A 16,322-nucleotide genomic window follows, 5' to 3' on the forward strand; every position below is an offset into this window, starting at 1 on the left:
CGTGTTCTGTTTGAGGGCTTCATTAATGTGGCCCGTGTCGCCAGCGGGTTGCTCGCGCCTGGCTCGTATCGATGGGTTCGGGTGGGCGCGTAGTGGTTTGCACGCTCATTCGCAGAGGCTCGGCTAGTTCGCACTGGTCGCCGTATTCGCGAGGCTGGCCTTCACGCGGTAGACCAGGTTCGGATTCTTGTCGACGATCGTCCAGCTCGCCCACTGGCCCGCCGCCACTTTCAGTCCCGGATGGCTCGCGCTCACCTGACGCGGTTGCGGCGGCAGCTTGCAGCCGGTGTCGGTCTGCTGCGCGCCGTCTTCCTCGAACGTTTCCTGCGCTTCGATCGACAGCGTGACCTCGTTCGCGTCCGCCTGCAGTGGCGAGACGGTCAGCGTGCGCGTCAGATCGAGACTGCCGCCGGGCTGATCTTTACAGCCGACGTTATGTTGCACCACCTTGTGATGGGTATCCGTGCGTGCCTGGCCGACCGTGGTGGTGCCGTCGAACGAGTCGATCTGCTGGCCGTCGCGCATGACCTGCAACTGCCACTGCACGACCTGTTGCGCCGGACGTTGCTGCGCGTTCGCGAGCAACGAAGTGCCGAGCAGCACGGCCAGGATACTGGTTTTCCACATAGAAGCATTCTCCGGTCACTGCACCTGCCCGCATGGACAGACGGTCATCTTACGCCTGATGGGCAGAACGTTTTTCTGACACGCCAAACGGGGCCGGGTTCAGCAACAATGCATTTCAGTTGAGGGCTTGAGTCCCCGAAAACAACCGGTTGTTAGCAGCAGAGCCGCACGACTGCTGGCTTGCACACGAATATGTCGTCGTTACACTGGACTTGAAACGGCGCCAGTCAGGGGCCGCTGCAGCAAGACCAGCCAGACGGGGTGAGCGATGACAACAGCAATGGTCAAACAGGAAATCGCCGTGGCATCTTTCAGTCAGGTGTACGACCTCGATCAGGTCGAGACCGCGCTGAACGATCTCGGCGAAGGCGCGAACGAGGCACTGCGCGCCATGTACGAAAAGATGCTGAAAACCGGCAATCTGCGTTTCTGCGTCAAGCCGAACCGGATGCCGTCGATCGACGATCTGATCGGCGCGCTGCCCAACTTTTCAGCGCCGCTCGACGACATCCGCAAGCAGGTCGCGTTGTGCCTCGAGACCGAAGACCGGCTCGAACTGATGCCGATCCTGCTGCTCGGCGACCCCGGCATCGGCAAGACCCACTTTGCGAAGCAGTTGGCGCGCCTGCTCGGCACCGCCTATCAATATGTGGCGATGAGTTCGTTGACGGCGGGCTGGATTCTGTCGGGCGCCTCGTCGCAATGGAAGAACGCGAAGCCGGGCAAGGTGTTCGATGCGCTCGTGAACGGCAGCTACGCGAACCCCGTGATTGCTGTGGATGAAATCGACAAGGCCACCGGCGATTCACAATACGATCCGCTCGGCGCGTTGTACGCGCTGCTGGAGCACGACACGGCACAGACCTTCATCGACGAATTCGCCGAGATTCCGATCAACGCGGGGCACGTGATCTGGATCGCGACCGCGAACGACGAACGCTCGATCCCCGAGCCGATCTTGAACCGGATGAACGTGTATGAGATTCCGCCGCCGGATCACGCGGGCGCGCGCCGCATCGCCCAATCGATCTACGACGAGATCCGCTCGGCGCACAACTGGGGGCAGCGCTTTCCCGAGCAGATCGGCGACGGCGCGCTCGATGCGCTGAGGCCGGCGTCGCCGCGCGAAATGCGCCGGGCGATTCTCAATGGCTTCGGCTCGGCGCGCATCGACGGGCGCGATCGGATCGAAGCCGGCGACATTCGCCTCGACTACGGAAATCGGCGAAAACCTATTGGTTTCTGAGGTTTTTTGCCCGTTTTTCGTAGAAAAGCCGCCTCCGGGCGGCTTTTTTATCGGCCAAAGCGGGAATCCCTGCCGTAAATGCGGAGATTGCCGCAGCAATTGTTGCTGATTATGAGACGTTAAGTTGCTTTCAATCGGTCCAATTTTTCGATAGTCAGGGAATACACTGAGCTCCATCGACATGACGTCTAAGCCACCGCGCCAGACGTCACTCGCCAGGCACAGAACCCGAATTCAACGACTATTGGAAACCATCATGAGAACCGCTTCCCTCGCTCTGCTTTTCTCCGTTGCTGTCGCGGCCCCTGCTTTCGCGAGCGGCTATGGTCCGGCAACCTCGTATCGTCCCGAAGTCGCTACGTACACGCAGTCGAGCGGTGTGAGCCGCGCGCAGGTTAAAGCCGACGTGGTGCAGGCCCGCGCCGACGGCGAACTGAATCAGAATCCGTACGCGCCGGTTTCCGCCGACAGCGTCCGCGCCACGCCGGATAACGGCCCGAAGACGCGCGCTCAGGTGAAAGCCGAACTGGCCGAGGCTCGCGCCAACGGTGAACTGAATGTGAACCCGAACGCGCCTGCTTATCAGCAGCAACTCGCGCTGGGTGGTTACACGCCGCCGCGCGCGCAAGCGACGAGCTCGGTGGTCGAAGCATCGCGCCGTACGGTGAGCACGCAGAACTAAACGTTTGCGCGGTTTGCTGTCTCTGCGCTGAAGCTGCGATGTCTCTGCGTCGGCGCACGGCACGCGCCGCGCAGGCTGTCGCGAGACCCCGCGAAGAAGTGAGCGCCACACGCTTCGACGGCGTACACTGATTCGTCTGGCCGCTACGTTTGACCCGCTGAAGACCGAATTCAAATGCCCGCCGTCGTTCCCGACGGCGGGCATTTGCGTCTGTGCGGCGTCGTACAATTTGCGTAACGGTTGCAGAAACGGCAGGAACGTTCGACAGCGAGCGGTGGGCGGCACTCGATAGCCGCATCCTGTCTTCATCACTATCGGGTGAACGAGGCAGCGCGCGGTGATGTCAGCCGCGTCAAGGGACATGGACCAAATCGAATGTGTAGTGATCGGCGCGGGTGTGGTCGGTCTGGCAGTGGCGCGCGCGCTGGCCGCGCGCGGGCGTGAAGTGATCGTGCTGGAGGCCGCCGAAGCGATCGGTGTGGGCACCAGCTCACGCAACAGCGAAGTGATTCACGCGGGTATCTACTATCCACGCGGCTCGCAGAAGGCGGCGCTCTGCGTGCGCGGCCGCGAGATGCTTTACGACTTCTGCGCAGAGCACAACGTGCCGCATTCACGCTGCGGCAAACTGCTGGTCGCCACCTCGCGCAACCAGATTCCCCAGCTCGAAAGCATCATGGCCAAGGGTCGCGAGAACGGCGTGCTCGACCTGTTGCGGATGGACGGCGATCAGGCGCAAGCGCTCGAACCGGCGCTCGAATGTGTCGAGGCAGTGTTCTCGCCGCAGACGGGTATCGTCGATAGTCATCAACTGATGCTGGCGATTCAGGGCGATGCCGAACGCGACGGCGCGGTGTGCGCATTTCACGCGCCGGTCGAAGCGATCGAAGCGAGCAACGGTCGCTTCATCATCAAGGTCGGCGGCAGCGCGCCGACCACAATCAGCGCCGCGTGCGTGATCAACAGCGCGGGTCTGCAAGCAAATGCGTTAGCGCGGCAGATTCGCGGACTCGACGCGCGTCACGTGCCGCCGCTTTATCTCGCGCGCGGCAATTACTTCAGCATTTCGGGGCGCGCGCCATTCAGCCGTCTGATCTATCCGATGCCGAACGAAGCCGGCCTCGGCGTGCATCTGACAATCGATCTCGGCGGTCAGGCTCGTTTCGGTCCCGACGTCGAATGGGTCGACGCGATCAATTACGACGTCGATCCCCATCGCGCGGAGTCGTTTTACGCGGCGATTCGCGCGTATTGGCCCGCGCTACCCGACGACGCGCTGCAACCCGCCTATGCAGGGATTCGTCCGAAGCTTTCCGGCCCGGGTGAGCCGGCTGCGGACTTTCTGATTCAAGGTCCGGCCGCGCATGGCGTGCGTGGGCTCGTCAATCTGTTCGGGATCGAGTCGCCGGGATTGACGGCGTCGCTGGCGATCGCGCAGCGGGTCTGCGAGTTGAGTGGGCGCGCGTAGTTCGAGCGGGATTCATCGCCTGCTTTAACAGGCAGCAAATCGGCCGCAAAGAGACCACGCACCCCTCTCTTTGCGAGTCATTCTCATCGCGCGCAATCTCTGCTCAAGCTCCCGCGCGACATTCTGGCGCAGGGGCGTACCGATTCGGTTATCTCTATCATTTGGGCCGTCACGCGCGACGGCTTCGTTGCTATCCTTGGGGACCGCTGTCACTAGAACGGCGATCAGTTCTGTATAAATGGAGTGAGTCCCCATGAAATCTTCCCGTCGTACGTTTTTGATCACCAGCATTGGTGTGGCGTCCACGTTCGCGCTGTCGCGCTCGGCTTTTGCCGATGCACCGAAAGTTGCCGAAACCGATCCGACCGCACAAGCACTCGGCTACAAGGCCGACGCCAGCAAAGTCGACAAAGCCAAGTTCGCGAAATACGCAGCGGGCCAGGACTGCGGCAACTGCAGCTTCTATCAAGCCAAGCCCACCGACGCATGGGGCGGCTGCCCGATGTTCGCGGGCAAGCAGGTCGCCAGCAAGGGTTGGTGCAGTGCATATAACAAGAAGGCCTGATTACGTTTGAACCGCGCGCGCATTCAGTGACGCGCGAAGTGCGCCGCAACATCGCGGCGCGAGATCGAGCTTCGATCATTGAGGCGTCTGCCGCTCCCTGCGACAGACGCCTTTTTGCTGTCCGCCGTTATCCGCTTCGCCGCGCGCATTGCTGCTTGAAAACAGCGGGTGCGCTCTTTACACTCCAAGTCGATTCTTGCGACTGACGTAGCTCTTCTACGTTCGCGCTCGCGCACTTCGCGCGAACACGGCGTACCACGGGACCCATTTCGCCGGCTGGAGATTCGCATGGCACCCGCGTCAAAGAGCTTCAATACGCGCGCCGTCGTCGCGGCGGTAATCGGCAACGCGCTCGAATGGTACGACTTCACCGTGTTCGGCTTTCTAACCGTGGTGATCGCGCAGTTGTTCTTTCCGGCGGGCAGCGACTACACGTCGTTGCTCCTGACCACCGCGACCTTCGGCGTCGCGTTTGTGATGCGGCCGATCGGCGCCATCGTGCTCGGACTCTACGCGGATCGCGCGGGACGCAAGGCGGCGTTGTCGCTCGTCATCGCGCTGATGACGCTCGGCATTCTGCTGCTGGCGATTGCGCCGCCGTATTCGGCGATCGGCATCGGCGCTCCGTTGATGATCGTGCTCGGGCGTCTGCTGCAAGGCTTTTCCGCGGGCGGTGAATTCGGCAGTTCGACGGCGCTGCTGATCGAAGCGGCGCCGTTCTCGAAACGTGGTTTCTACGGTAGCTGGCAGATGTCGAGCCAGGCGGCGGCGCTGCTGCTTGGTGCGTTGGTGGGCGCGGCGATCTCGCACGGTTTATCGCCCGATGCGTTGAAGTCCTGGGGCTGGCGTGTGCCGTTCGTGATTGGCCTGATTATCGGCCCGGTCGGTTTTTATATTCGCCGGAATCTGGCCGACTCCGAGGCCTTTCTCCACGCGCAAAAAACCGCACGACGCGCGACGCTCAGTGAGGTCTTCAAAAGCCATAGCCGCGACGTGCTGTGCGGGCTCGGTTCCGTGATCGCGCTCACAGTAACGGTCTATGTACTGATCAGTTATCTGCCGACCTTTGCCGTGAAGCAACTCAAGCTGCCTTACGCGCAATCTTTCTATGCGGTGATCGTCGGCAATCTGCTGTTGATGGTGCTTTCGCCGCTGGCCGGCGCATGGTCGGATCGGATCGGGCGCAAGGGTTTGTCGCTGTGGTCGCTGGGAATCACGCTCGCGATCATCTATCCGCTGTTCGCGTGGCTCGCGGCGGAGCCGAGCGTGTCGAAACTGATCCTTGTGCAGGCGCTTCTGTCGATCACGCTGTCGGGCTATTACGGGCCGTTCGGCGCGTTGATCGCCGAGCTGTTTCCGGCGAACGTGCGCTCGATCGGTTTATCGCTCGCCTATAACGTCGCGGTGATGGTGTTCGGCGGTTTCGGACCACTTCTCGTGACGTGGCTGATCGACACGACCGGCTCGCCGCTCGCGCCGACCTACTACGTGATGAGCGGATTGGCGCTGTCGATCGTCGCGGTGGCGTGCATTCCCGGCAAGCGTCACGCGGATCTCGACGCGCGGCGAAAACCGGCGTGACGTGTGGTCCGATTCGAATCAGGCGTTGAGGCCTGATCTGTGCAATCCGACTGTCAAACTATCTAACGGTCTAACTCCGAGCCTGCATCAACGGCGGTCGCTTGTCGAACCACGGCCGCGCCGTTTCGAGTTGCGCGGCCAGACGTAACAGCGTCGCTTCGCCGCCTTCACGCGCGGCGAATTGCACGCCAACCGGCAAACCCCGCGCATTCCAGTACAACGGCACCGACATCGCCGGTTGACCCGTCAGATTGAACAGCTCCGTGCAGCCCGCCCACGCGAATGCTTTGTTCGACGCCTCGGTCAGCAGCTTTTTCATGAGCGCCTCGATCGGCAACGCGCTGACCGCGCGCATCTGGATCCGCTCGGCCGAGGTGGGATGCATCTCGCCGATTTTGATCGGCGGCGCGGCCAGCGTGGCGCACAACACCACGTCGTAGCGGTTCAGCAGATCCGTGAGGCGTGCGGTGATGCGACGTTGTTCTTCGAGCGCGGAAGGTAAGCCGCGCTCGCCGAGCTTGCGGCCCATGTGCGCCATGGCCCACGTCGAAATTTCGAATTCGCTGCGTGACGGTTTGCGGCCCGTAATGCGATCTGCGTTCAGCACCAATTCTTCCGCTGTCACCGACCACAGCATAAGAAACGCGTGACGAACCGTCGCGAAGTCGATGCCGAGCGAAACCGGTTCGATGTTGTGACCGAGCGAGATGGCGAGCTGCGCGGCGTCGTCGAGCGCGGCGCGCGAGTCGGCGGAGAGCACGGGCGCCAGCATCGGCTCGGTAACGTACGCGATATTCAGCGGCTTGCACGGCTCGCGACTCGCACCGAGAAAAGTGCCGGGCGCGCCGAGTGGCCGCTGCGCATTACCCGACAGCAGATCGAGCAGCAACGCGCTATCGCGCACGCTGCGCGAGACCGCGTGATCGACGCCGAGATCGCCGGCACCCGGCGGCGCGACGCGCGGCACGCGAGCCCTCGAAGGTTTGAGACCGAACAGTCCGCAGCACGAAGCGGGAATGCGGATCGACCCGCCACCGTCCGACGCGTGTGCAAGCGGCACGATGCCCGCAGCCACCGCCGCCGCCGAGCCGCCGCTGGAACCGCCCGGTGTGTGGTCGAGACTCCACGGATTGCGGCACGCGCCGAACAGTTCGGGCTCCGTATAAGGCATCTGACCGAGTTCGGAGGTACTGGTCTTGGCGAAGATGTTGAGGCCGGCCGCTTTCGAGAGCGCGACGACGGGCGCGTCTTCCGTGGGAATGAAATGGCGATAGTGGCGGCTGCCCATCGCCATGCGCAAGCCGGCAACCGGCGCGCCCAGGTCTTTGATCAGATACGGCACGCCGGCCAACGCTGCTTGCGCGCTCGTGCTATCCGCGGGGTCCGCGCCGTTGGCCCGGCTCGCGTCGTCGCGCGATGCACGGTGACGGGCCGCGTCGTAGTCTTTCAGGACGATGGCGTTGATCGCGGGATTGACGGCCTCGGTTCGCGAGATCGCGATGTCGAGCAACTCGCGAGCGCTCGCCTGGCGAGTTCTCACGAGTTCGGCGAGGCCGATGGCGTCATGGGCGAGATAGTCTGATAGCACGACGGAGAAGTCCTCGCTTTCGAAGGGTGAACCGGGTGGTTTTTCATGCGCCCGATCAACCCGTTCGACTGGATGTTGCGTCGTTCGGGTTTCAGGCTAATCGCCGCACATGAAAAAAGACGGCGAGTCGCGGACGCGCCGTCTTCAGGAGAGTAACTGAGTTAAAGGCGAATCAAACGCCAATCAAGCGCGATTCAAGCGCACATCAAAGCCGCTCGCCAAGAAACGTCAGCGTGCGCCCATGCGCGAGCGCCGACGCGCGCTGGTTATACGAAGCGCGCTCCGAGCAGTTGAAGCCGTGATCCGCATTCGGATAGATGTGAAACTCGGCGTCGGCGCGGCCGGCGAAACGCTCCTGAATCTCTCCGACGGCGGACAACGGAATGTGCGCGTCGAGTTCGCCGTAATGGAATTGCATCGGCACCTTGATCTTTGCGGCTTCGTCGAGCTGATTCTGGATGCCGCCGCCGTAGTAAGCGACCGCGCCGTCGAGCGTGCCTTGCGCCGCTGCCAGATAAGCCAGCCGGCCGCCGAAGCAGTAACCAATCGCTGCAAGCTTGCCGGTCACTTCGGGCATCGCGCGCAATGCGGCGGCGGCTGCGCCGATGTCGGACACGGCTTCGTCGACGTTGAGCTTCTGCATCAGTTCGACGCCTTTCGCGCGATCCGCGCCTTCGTACGTCAATTCGACGCGCGGCTGCACTCGCCAGAACACGTCAGGCGCGAGCGCCACATAGCCGTCCTGCGCGTACTGATCCGCGACCGAGCGGATATGTCCGTTCACGCCGAAGATTTCCTGAATGATGATGACGGCCGGTCCCTTGCCGCCCTGGGGCAGCGCGAGGTATCCGCCGAAACTGTCGTTGCCGGCGGGAATGTCGATCCAGCGGGACGTGATGCTCATGGTGCTCTCCATAGACCCGCGTGCGTTTTCGCATGAGGTCGGTCTGAATGAATGCCGGAGGCCTGAATGCCTGAAGCGGGCGGTCAGTTTGCCAAAAAAAGAAATGCGCTGCAGCGAGCCCCAACGCGCGCTGAGAAAGCACGGTGACAACGCGTGCGCGGCATGAATCTCGTAAGACGATTGAAACGTTCTCGATTATTCATTTTCCGGCCGTGGCCCCTCTCTATACAGTCGAAGCTATCGGCTTGCGGTTGCCGCGAGCGCATGACCCAAAGGAACCGATCATGAGTGAAGTCCGTTTTGTGACACCGTTTGCTGAACGTTTCGCGTTGCGCGTGCCGGTCGTTCAGGCACCGATGGCCGGCGGCGCGACTACGCCCGCGCTGGTCGCCGCAGTCTCGAATGCCGGCGGCCTCGGTTTTCTGGCGGGCGCCGCATTGCAGCCGGAGAAGATCGCGAGCGAAGTCGCGGCGATTCGCGCGCTGACGGATCGACCGTTCGGCGTGAATCTGTTCGTGCTCGATCCGGCCGCGCCGGACGACGCCACCGTGCGGCGCGCGCTCGAAGCCATCGACCCGTTGCGCGCCGAGTTCGAGCTGCCGCCTGGCCAGCCGCTCGAACGCTACGCGCCGGATTTCCGCGCGCAACTGGAGATGCTGATCGAGTTGCGCGTGCCGGTGGCGAGCTTCACGTTCGGCTTGCTGCCGGCGCACGACATCGCGCGTTTGCATGACGCCGGTCTATATGTAATAGGCACGGCAACGCATACCGCCGAAGGCGTCGCCTGGCGCGACGTGGGCGCGGATGCGATCGCGGCACAAGGCGCGGAGGCGGGCGCGCATCGCGGCACCTTCATCGGCGCGTTCGAAGATGCGCTGGTCGGCACCCTCGCGCTCGTGCCGCAACTGGTCGACGCGACCGGGCTGCCGGTGCTCGCGGCGGGCGGCATCATGGACGGCCGTGGCATCGTCGCCGCGCTCGCGCTCGGCGCGCAAGCCGCGGCCATGGGCACCGCGTTTCTCACCTGTCGCGAGAGCGCAATTCCCCAGGCCTGGAAAACCCGCGTGCGCGACATGTCGGATACATCGACCTCGGTGACGCGCGCCATCACCGGTCGACATGCGCGCGGCATACGCAATCCATTGATGCAGCGTTTGAGCGATACGGCGCAAAAGGTCGCGCCGTATCCGGTGCAAAACGCATTGACGCAGGAGTTGCGGCAGAGTGCGGGTCGCGCGCAGAACGCCGATTATCTGTCGCTCTGGTCGGGGCAGGGCGCACCGCTCGGCCGCGCGCGCCCGGAGGGGATCGGTGCCGCCGAACTGATGGCGCAACTCGAACAGGAGTGGCATGCGGCGACGTCGCGGATCGCCGCGCAACAACGCTGATTCGGCATGCATCAGGCGCGCCCCGCGATGCCCGGCGGCGCGCCTTATTTTTAAGCACAAAGCCTATTTGAAACATTAACGGTTTAAGTCGCGAAAAGCTTTAGGCCGCGCGGTTAGACGAAAGCCCGACATAGCGGAAACCCGCATGGGCTGGTGCTCTCCAGCGAGTCTCTCCAGGCGGAATCGGCGCCTGTTGGATAAACGCTATTAGTGTTGATCCCACTTCCTCAAAAAAGTCCCACAATTTAATTTGATGGCCTACACTTGCGCGCAAGTACGGTTTGCCGCCTGCCACAAACAGGTTGGCGGGCGTGCTGGCCAAGTGCATGAACGATGCAACCGGCGTGGTCGTCCACGGGACTGAGCGACACGTGTAGGGGAAGCGGGGGCACAGGGCGATTACGTTGTTTTTGGGACCGAAACTGGAGACTTACATGAACATCAAGATTCAAAAGCTGTTGCCGATCAGCGCTGCGGCGATGCTGTTCGCAACGTTGGCAACTTCCGCGGCAGCTGACCAGGTCGTCAAGATCGGCCACGTTGCACCGCTGACCGGCGGTATCGCTCACCTGGGTAAAGACAACGAAAACGGCGCGCGCCTGGCGGTTGAAGAAATCAACGCCAAGGGCCTCACGATCGGTGGCCAGAAAATCACGCTGCAACTCGACGCACAAGACGACGCAGCCGACCCGCGTACTGCTACGCAAGTCGCGCAGAAGCTGGTCGACGATAAGGTCGTCGCCGTGGTTGGTCACTTGAACTCGGGTACGTCGATTCCGGCTTCGAAGATCTATAGCGATGCAGGCATCGTTCAGATCTCGCCGTCGGCAACGAACCCGGCTTACACGCAACAAGGTTTCAAGACGACGTTCCGCGTCGTCGCGACCGATGCGCAACAAGGTCCGGCACTGGCTAACTACGCAGCCAAGGGCCTGAAAGTGAAGAGCGTCGCCATCGTCGACGACTCGACCGCTTACGGCCAGGGTCTCGCCAACGAATTCGAAAAGACCGCCAAGTCGCTGGGCCTGAACGTGATGTCGCATGACGCGACGAACGACAAGGCTGTCGACTTCCGCGCGATTCTGACGAAGATCAAGGGCGAAAACCCGGACGCGATCATGTACGGCGGTATGGACGCAACCGGCGGCCCGTTCGCGAAGCAAGCCAAGCAGCTCGGCCTGCGTGCGAAGGTGCTGGCTGGCGACGGCGTGTGTACCGACAAGCTGGCTGACCTGGCGGGTGACGCAACCGACAACATCGTCTGCTCGGAAGCCGGTATGGCGCTCGAGAAGATGGCTGGCGGCCCGGCGTTCCTCGCCAAGTATCAGAAGCGTTTCGGTCAGCCGATCCAGATCTACGCACCGTTCACGTATGACGCTGTGTACATCATCGTCGACGCTATGAAGCGTGCTAACTCGACCGATCCGGCGAAGATCCTGGCAGCAATGCCGGCAACGGATTACAAGGGTGTGATCGGCGAAACCACGTTCGACTCGAAGGGTGACCTTCAACACGGCGTGATCTCGCTGTACAACTACAAGGCCGGCAAGAAGACGCTGCTCGACGTAGTGAAGATGTAAATTCGCGTGACCGAAGACGGCTTTGTGCCTGTCTTCGATCCGCTGATTAAAAGGCACGCGCGCCGCAAGGTTCGCGTGCCTTTTCTTTTGAGGGAGAGCGCCGTGACGACCGTGACCCGTTCATTCGACGACGACTGGCGCCGCTGGATCGCCGAGAATCTGATGCTCGACGCCCAGCCGGATGCATTGCATGGCGCGCTACTCGAACATGGTTTCGACGCGGAGGAATCGGCTCGGGAAATCGATGCGGTACTCGCGAGTCCTTATTTTCACGGGGCCGCGCGTTTGCGCAATCGTTTGCGTAAGCGCGACTGGATTTTGTCGGTGTACGGCACGCTCAATCGCATGCGTTCGGGTAGCGGCGAAATCGAGCGGCGCGAGCGTTTGCCGCGCGATGTGTTCTTCGAGCAGTACTACTGTCAGAACCGGCCGGTGATCATGACCGGTGCATTCGATTTCTGGCCCGCGCGCACGCAATGGCGGTTCGATTATTTCCGCGAGCGTTGCGGCGATTGCGAAGTGGAAGTGCAGTTCGGCCGCGAGTCGGATGCGAACTACGAAATCAATCAGCCGAAGCTCAAGCGCATGATGCGGTTCGCCGATTATGTCGATCTGGTCGAGCGCAGCGGCCCGACCAACGATTTCTACATGACCGCGAATAACACCTCGCATAATCGCGCGGCGCTCGCCGCCTTATGGTCCGATGTGCCGGTGATTGACGAGTATCTCGATCCCGCGTCGGCCGATACCGGATTCTTCTGGATGGGACCGGCCGGGACGCGGACGCCGTTTCATCATGACCTGACCAATAACTTCATGGCGCAGGTGATCGGCCGTAAGCGGATCAGGTTGGCGCCGTTGTCCGATACGCCGCATATGGCGAACCATCTGCATTGTTATTCGCAGGTGGACGGCGCCGCGATCGACTACGAGCGTTTCCCGTCGATGCAAAACACGCAGTTACTCGACTGCACGCTCGCGCCCGGCGAGTTACTGTTTTTGCCGATCGGCTGGTGGCATTACGTCGAAGGACTCGATGCGTCGGTGACGATGACGTTCACCAATTTTCTGCGTGGTAACGATTTGTCCCGTCATTACGCTACGTATCACGAGCTGTGATGCGACTCGGTGCTCACGGTGCCGACTGCGCGTGATGGGCTCTTAAGCCACGTGACTTGACCACTCGCGCTGGCACGCGCCGATAAAAAAACGGCGAACCGGTTGCCCGGTTCGCCGCCCCCCTTCGACGCTGTTTCTTTCGCGTCGTTATTTGCTGCCGTTATTCGTCTTCGTTACTTCTTGGTTCCGAGGCCGCCGAGACCGCCGAGCAATCCACCGCCCGTGGCGCCGCCGGCCGAAGTCGCCGCGCCGGTCAAGGTGCCGGTGACGCTGTTCAACAGACCGGTGACCGGCGCGAGCGGGTTGCCGCCACTGCCACCGCTGCCGCTACTACCGCCCGAGCCCGCTGCCGAGCCGAGCGCGCCCGTCAGCGATGACACTGCCGACGTCACAGGTGCAAGCAGATTGCCGCCGCCGGCCGCGCCGCTCAGTGCGCTGGTGACCGAACTCACCACGCCGGTCAGCGGCGCAAGCGGACTGCCGCTGCCTGCTGCGCCGCTCAACGCGCCGGTCACCGAACTGACGACGCCGGTCAATGGTGCAAGCGGACTGCCCGTCCCGCCGGCGCTGCCGGTCAAGGTGCTGATGACGTTGGTCAGCGGCGCGAGCGGGCCGCTACCGCTGCCGCCCGTCAGGCCGCCGCTCAGTGTGCCGGGCAACGCGGTGAGGATGCTGGTCAACGGCGCGAGCGGCGTGCCGCTCAGCGGATTGCCCGAGCCGCCGCTGCCGGGATTCAGAATGCCGGTGAGGCCGCCGAGCGGATTACTGCCGCTGGTGCCGCCGGCCGTCAGCAGACCGCCCGCCGACGTGACCGTGTCGCCGAGTTTGGTCACGACGTTGCCGAGGTTCTGGCCGATCGGATTGCTGGTCGCACCGCTGATCTGGCCGCCGGCACTGTCGAGGCCGTGACCGATGGTCGACAGCAGACCGTTCAGCGGCGCCCCGAGACCGGTCGTATCGCCGACGGTTTGCGTGGTCTGCGCGAGCGTGCTCGTGATCGGCGTGATCGTGGTGCTGAGGGTCTGCGTGACCTGCTGGATCGGGCCGTTCGTCAGTTGCGAACCGAGCTGCGTGCCGAGACCGCTAACCGCGTTGCCGACCGTCGAGACCGTGCTGCCGAGCGGCGTGGTCAGCGGGCTGAGCGGCGCGGTGGGGCCGCTGCCGAGACTCGTCACGAGCTGGCCGGCGCTGTTGACGGCCTGGCCGGTATCGACAACCAGATTGCCGCTGCTCGCGAGCGTGGTGCCGAGCGGATCGGTCGAATTGCCGAGCTGGCCGAGGCCGTTCGCCGCGCCCGTGCCGACCGCGGTGACGCCGTTGCCGAGATTCGACACGACATTGCCGAGCGCGGTGGTGGTGGCCGGATTCGTGCCGGGGATCGGCGTGAGGCCGATCTGGCTGCCGACCGCGGCGACGGTTTGGCCGGTGGCGGTGATCACGTTGCCGGTGTTCTGGACGACTACGCCGATGGGGTTGGCGCTGGTGGGTGTTGGTGTCGGCGTCGGTGTTGGTGTTGGCGTTGGCGTTGGCGTCGGTGTTGGGGTAGGCGTCGGAGTCGGAGTCGGCGTCGGCGTCGGTGTTGGGGTAGGCGTCGGCGTCGGCGTCGGCGTCGGCGTCGGCGTCGGAGTGGGCGTAGGTGTAGGTGTGGGTGTGGGTGTGGGTGTGGGTGTGGGTGTGGGCGTGCCACCACCCGATCCGCCGCCAGCTCCTCCGCCAGTTCCAGCCCCCGCACCAGCGCCCCCGCCAGCCGCCCCGGCGCCGGTCATCCCCGCGCCGGTCAACGTGCTGCCGCATCCTGTGAGGATGATCATCGACGACACGCACATAGCGATCGCCGACAGTTTGAAATTGCGATTCATGATTGGCTCCCCCGTAGTTTGAAGACTGTTGGGGAAGCTAACTGCAAGGCCTATGCCATTTTCATTTTCGCCGTTGCGTGGCCAAATAAATTCATATAAATCAACGACGTGTAGAAGCGCCGCCAGAATACGCAGTAGCCCGATATCCGCGATGTGTCGCGGAACAACTCAGGCCGTCGGCGGTGCGTAACGTAACGTAAGGCGCGTGTTTTCGCATGCCTGTCGCACGCGCCGACGCCTTCACGAGGCGCCCGCGCCTCAGATCTTCAAACGCCGCAGCACCTTCGGCCCGGCAATTGCGATCAACGCGGAACACACCGCCACCACCGACAACCCAATCGGCAAACTGGTCGCCTGCGTCACCGCGCCGATAATCACCGGCCCAAGCATCAGCCCGAAGTACGCCAACCCCGCGACGTGCGCGAGCCCTTCGGCCGCGTGGATGCCCTTGACGCTCGCCGCCGCCGCGAACAGCACCGGCATCATGTTCGCGAGGCCGAGTCCCATCAGCGTGAAGCCGATCAGCGCGGCCACCGAATTCGGCAGCAGGAGCGCGCCGACCATGCCGGCGCAGGCGAGCGTCGCGCTGGCCATCACCAGTTGCGGTGCGCCGAAGCGGGCGCGAACCACGTCGCCGGCAAAACGCGCGGCCGCCATGCCGCCGGAAAACGCCGCGTAGGCCGCACTGGCAAGCGCGGGCGTGGCAAGCACGACGTCGCGCATATAGACGGTCGCCCAGTCGTACATGGCGCCTTCGGCGATCAACGCGACCAGCGCCATCGCGCCGAGCGCCCACAGCGCCGGCGAGCGCCAGCGGTTGGCGCGCGGCGTCGCGGCATCGGGATGATTCTCGTGCGGCACGTGCGGCAACACCGACGGGCAGGCGACGACCAGCACCAGCGCGCTAACCGTCGCGGCCAGCGCGAGATGCACCGCGGGCGCCATGCCGTGCGCCAGCAAGGCACCGCCGACCGCTGCGCCGACCATCCCGCCGACGCTGAACATGCCGTGCAGCGACGACATGATCGGCTTGCCGAGCGCTTTCTCGACAGCACTGGCTTCGGCGTTCATCGCGACGTCGAGCGTGGCCATGCCCGCGCCGAAAATCGCCAGCACGATCAGCAGCATCCAGTAGGCCGGCACAACCAGAATCAGCGCTGCGCAGACCGCCATCACCAGCCCGCCGGTCAGGCACGCGCGCCGTGTGCCGACCCGCGCGATCCACGAAGCATTGGCCGCCATCGCGCCGATCGAGCCGCCCGCCACGGCCAGCAGCGCGAACGACAGCAGCGCCGCGTTCAGATGGAAGCGGTCGCGCACCGTCGGCACATGCACCCCCCACGACGCGTACATCATGCCGGCGATGAAGAACACCGCCATCGTGGCGACGCGCGCGCGTTGGCGAGCGGTGTCGGTGAGCTCGCGGTGAGCGGCGGGGAGGGCGGCGAATTCGGCGGAACGGTCGGACACGGACATCTCTTGGAGGGTTGAAGCGGGAGAAAGCGCTTTGAAAGCGAATTTTCGATTCTAACGAAGCGTGCTGTCTTATGCTTGGAACCGGATGATCCAACACTGACAAGAGGGCGGCTCGATGCGTTTCGAATCAAGGCGATTCGACTCCGCTTGAGTTGTCCTGAGTTGCCGTGACTACGACATTAAAAGAGCCGTCAGCCGTCAGCCGTCAGCCTTCTGTCTCGACGACCCGTCGGTCTCAC

General features: G+C 63.3%; 12 protein-coding genes and 2 pseudogenes. 9 read left to right on the forward strand and 5 right to left on the reverse strand.

The window, feature by feature from the left end; translation table 11 throughout:
• Window positions 1–123: 123 nt before the first annotated feature.
• Window positions 124–627 (reverse strand): hypothetical protein, encoded by a 504-nt coding sequence (locus HWY05_RS17640; RefSeq protein ID WP_035553987.1) that lies wholly within the window; start codon window positions 625–627, stop codon window positions 124–126.
• A 268-nt stretch (window positions 628–895) separates the two neighbouring features.
• Here HWY05_RS17640 and HWY05_RS17645 point away from each other — a divergent pair, with 268 nt between their 5' ends.
• The 6 genes and pseudogenes from HWY05_RS17645 to HWY05_RS17665 all read left to right on the forward strand — a co-directional run bounded on the left by HWY05_RS17645 (window position 896) and on the right by HWY05_RS17665 (window position 6,169).
• Window positions 896–1,873, forward strand: coding sequence for an AAA family ATPase (locus HWY05_RS17645; protein ID WP_035553985.1), 978 nt, complete (start codon window positions 896–898; stop codon window positions 1,871–1,873).
• A gap of 256 nt (window positions 1,874–2,129) precedes the next feature.
• Window positions 2,130–2,228 (forward strand): annotated as a pseudogene (locus HWY05_RS38350) (hypothetical protein); the annotation flags it as partial.
• Between the two features lie 138 nt (window positions 2,229–2,366).
• Window positions 2,367–2,555: pseudogene (locus HWY05_RS38640) on the forward strand (DUF4148 domain-containing protein); the annotation flags it as partial.
• A gap of 361 nt (window positions 2,556–2,916) precedes the next feature.
• Entirely contained in the window at window positions 2,917–4,023 is a 1,107-nt protein-coding gene (locus HWY05_RS17655) for an NAD(P)/FAD-dependent oxidoreductase (RefSeq protein ID WP_176059068.1), read from the forward strand.
• A gap of 253 nt (window positions 4,024–4,276) precedes the next feature.
• Window positions 4,277–4,588 carry a high-potential iron-sulfur protein gene (locus HWY05_RS17660; RefSeq protein ID WP_035553981.1) on the forward strand — a complete coding sequence of 104 codons (312 nt, stop codon included), beginning with the start codon at window positions 4,277–4,279 and terminating at the stop codon, window positions 4,586–4,588.
• Window positions 4,589–4,876: 288 nt separating this feature from the next.
• Window positions 4,877–6,169: an MFS transporter gene (locus tag HWY05_RS17665; protein WP_035553978.1), complete on the forward strand. Its 1,293-nt coding sequence runs from the start codon at window positions 4,877–4,879 to the stop codon at window positions 6,167–6,169.
• A 70-nt stretch (window positions 6,170–6,239) separates the two neighbouring features.
• Here HWY05_RS17665 and HWY05_RS17670 read toward each other — a convergent pair whose 3' ends face one another.
• On the reverse strand, window positions 6,240–7,757 hold the full coding sequence (locus tag HWY05_RS17670) for an amidase family protein (RefSeq protein WP_035553975.1): 1,518 nt from the start codon (window positions 7,755–7,757) through the stop codon (window positions 6,240–6,242).
• Between the two features lie 205 nt (window positions 7,758–7,962).
• Window positions 7,963–8,661, reverse strand: coding sequence for a dienelactone hydrolase family protein (locus HWY05_RS17675; RefSeq protein ID WP_035553973.1), 699 nt, complete (start codon window positions 8,659–8,661; stop codon window positions 7,963–7,965).
• 284 nt (window positions 8,662–8,945) lie between these two features.
• On the opposite strand from HWY05_RS17675, the gene HWY05_RS17680 reads away from it, so the two are divergent.
• The 3 genes from HWY05_RS17680 to HWY05_RS17690 all read left to right on the forward strand — a co-directional run bounded on the left by HWY05_RS17680 (window position 8,946) and on the right by HWY05_RS17690 (window position 12,748).
• Complete coding sequence (locus HWY05_RS17680) at window positions 8,946–10,049, forward strand: nitronate monooxygenase (RefSeq protein ID WP_176059069.1); 1,104 nt, start codon at window positions 8,946–8,948, stop codon at window positions 10,047–10,049.
• A 434-nt stretch (window positions 10,050–10,483) separates the two neighbouring features.
• Window positions 10,484–11,629 (forward strand): branched-chain amino acid ABC transporter substrate-binding protein, encoded by a 1,146-nt coding sequence (locus HWY05_RS17685; protein ID WP_176059070.1) that lies wholly within the window; start codon window positions 10,484–10,486, stop codon window positions 11,627–11,629.
• Window positions 11,630–11,731: 102 nt separating this feature from the next.
• Complete coding sequence (locus HWY05_RS17690) at window positions 11,732–12,748, forward strand: cupin-like domain-containing protein (RefSeq protein ID WP_035562500.1); 1,017 nt, start codon at window positions 11,732–11,734, stop codon at window positions 12,746–12,748.
• A 173-nt stretch (window positions 12,749–12,921) separates the two neighbouring features.
• Here the strand turns inward: HWY05_RS17690 and HWY05_RS17695 are convergent, their stop codons facing one another.
• Both HWY05_RS17695 and HWY05_RS17700 read right to left on the reverse strand, forming a co-directional pair.
• Complete coding sequence (locus HWY05_RS17695; protein ID WP_347880809.1) at window positions 12,922–14,607, reverse strand: collagen-like triple helix repeat-containing protein; 1,686 nt, start codon at window positions 14,605–14,607, stop codon at window positions 12,922–12,924.
• A 258-nt stretch (window positions 14,608–14,865) separates the two neighbouring features.
• The gene (locus tag HWY05_RS17700; RefSeq protein WP_176059071.1) at window positions 14,866–16,077 is read right to left on the reverse strand and encodes an MFS transporter; all 1,212 of its coding nucleotides are present in this window, start codon (window positions 16,075–16,077) and stop codon (window positions 14,866–14,868) included.
• Between the last annotated feature and the right edge of the window lie 245 nt (window positions 16,078–16,322).

It is taken from the genome of Paraburkholderia sp. BCC1876, from assembly GCF_902833695.1.
Taxonomy (GTDB): Bacteria; Pseudomonadota; Gammaproteobacteria; order Burkholderiales; family Burkholderiaceae; genus Paraburkholderia.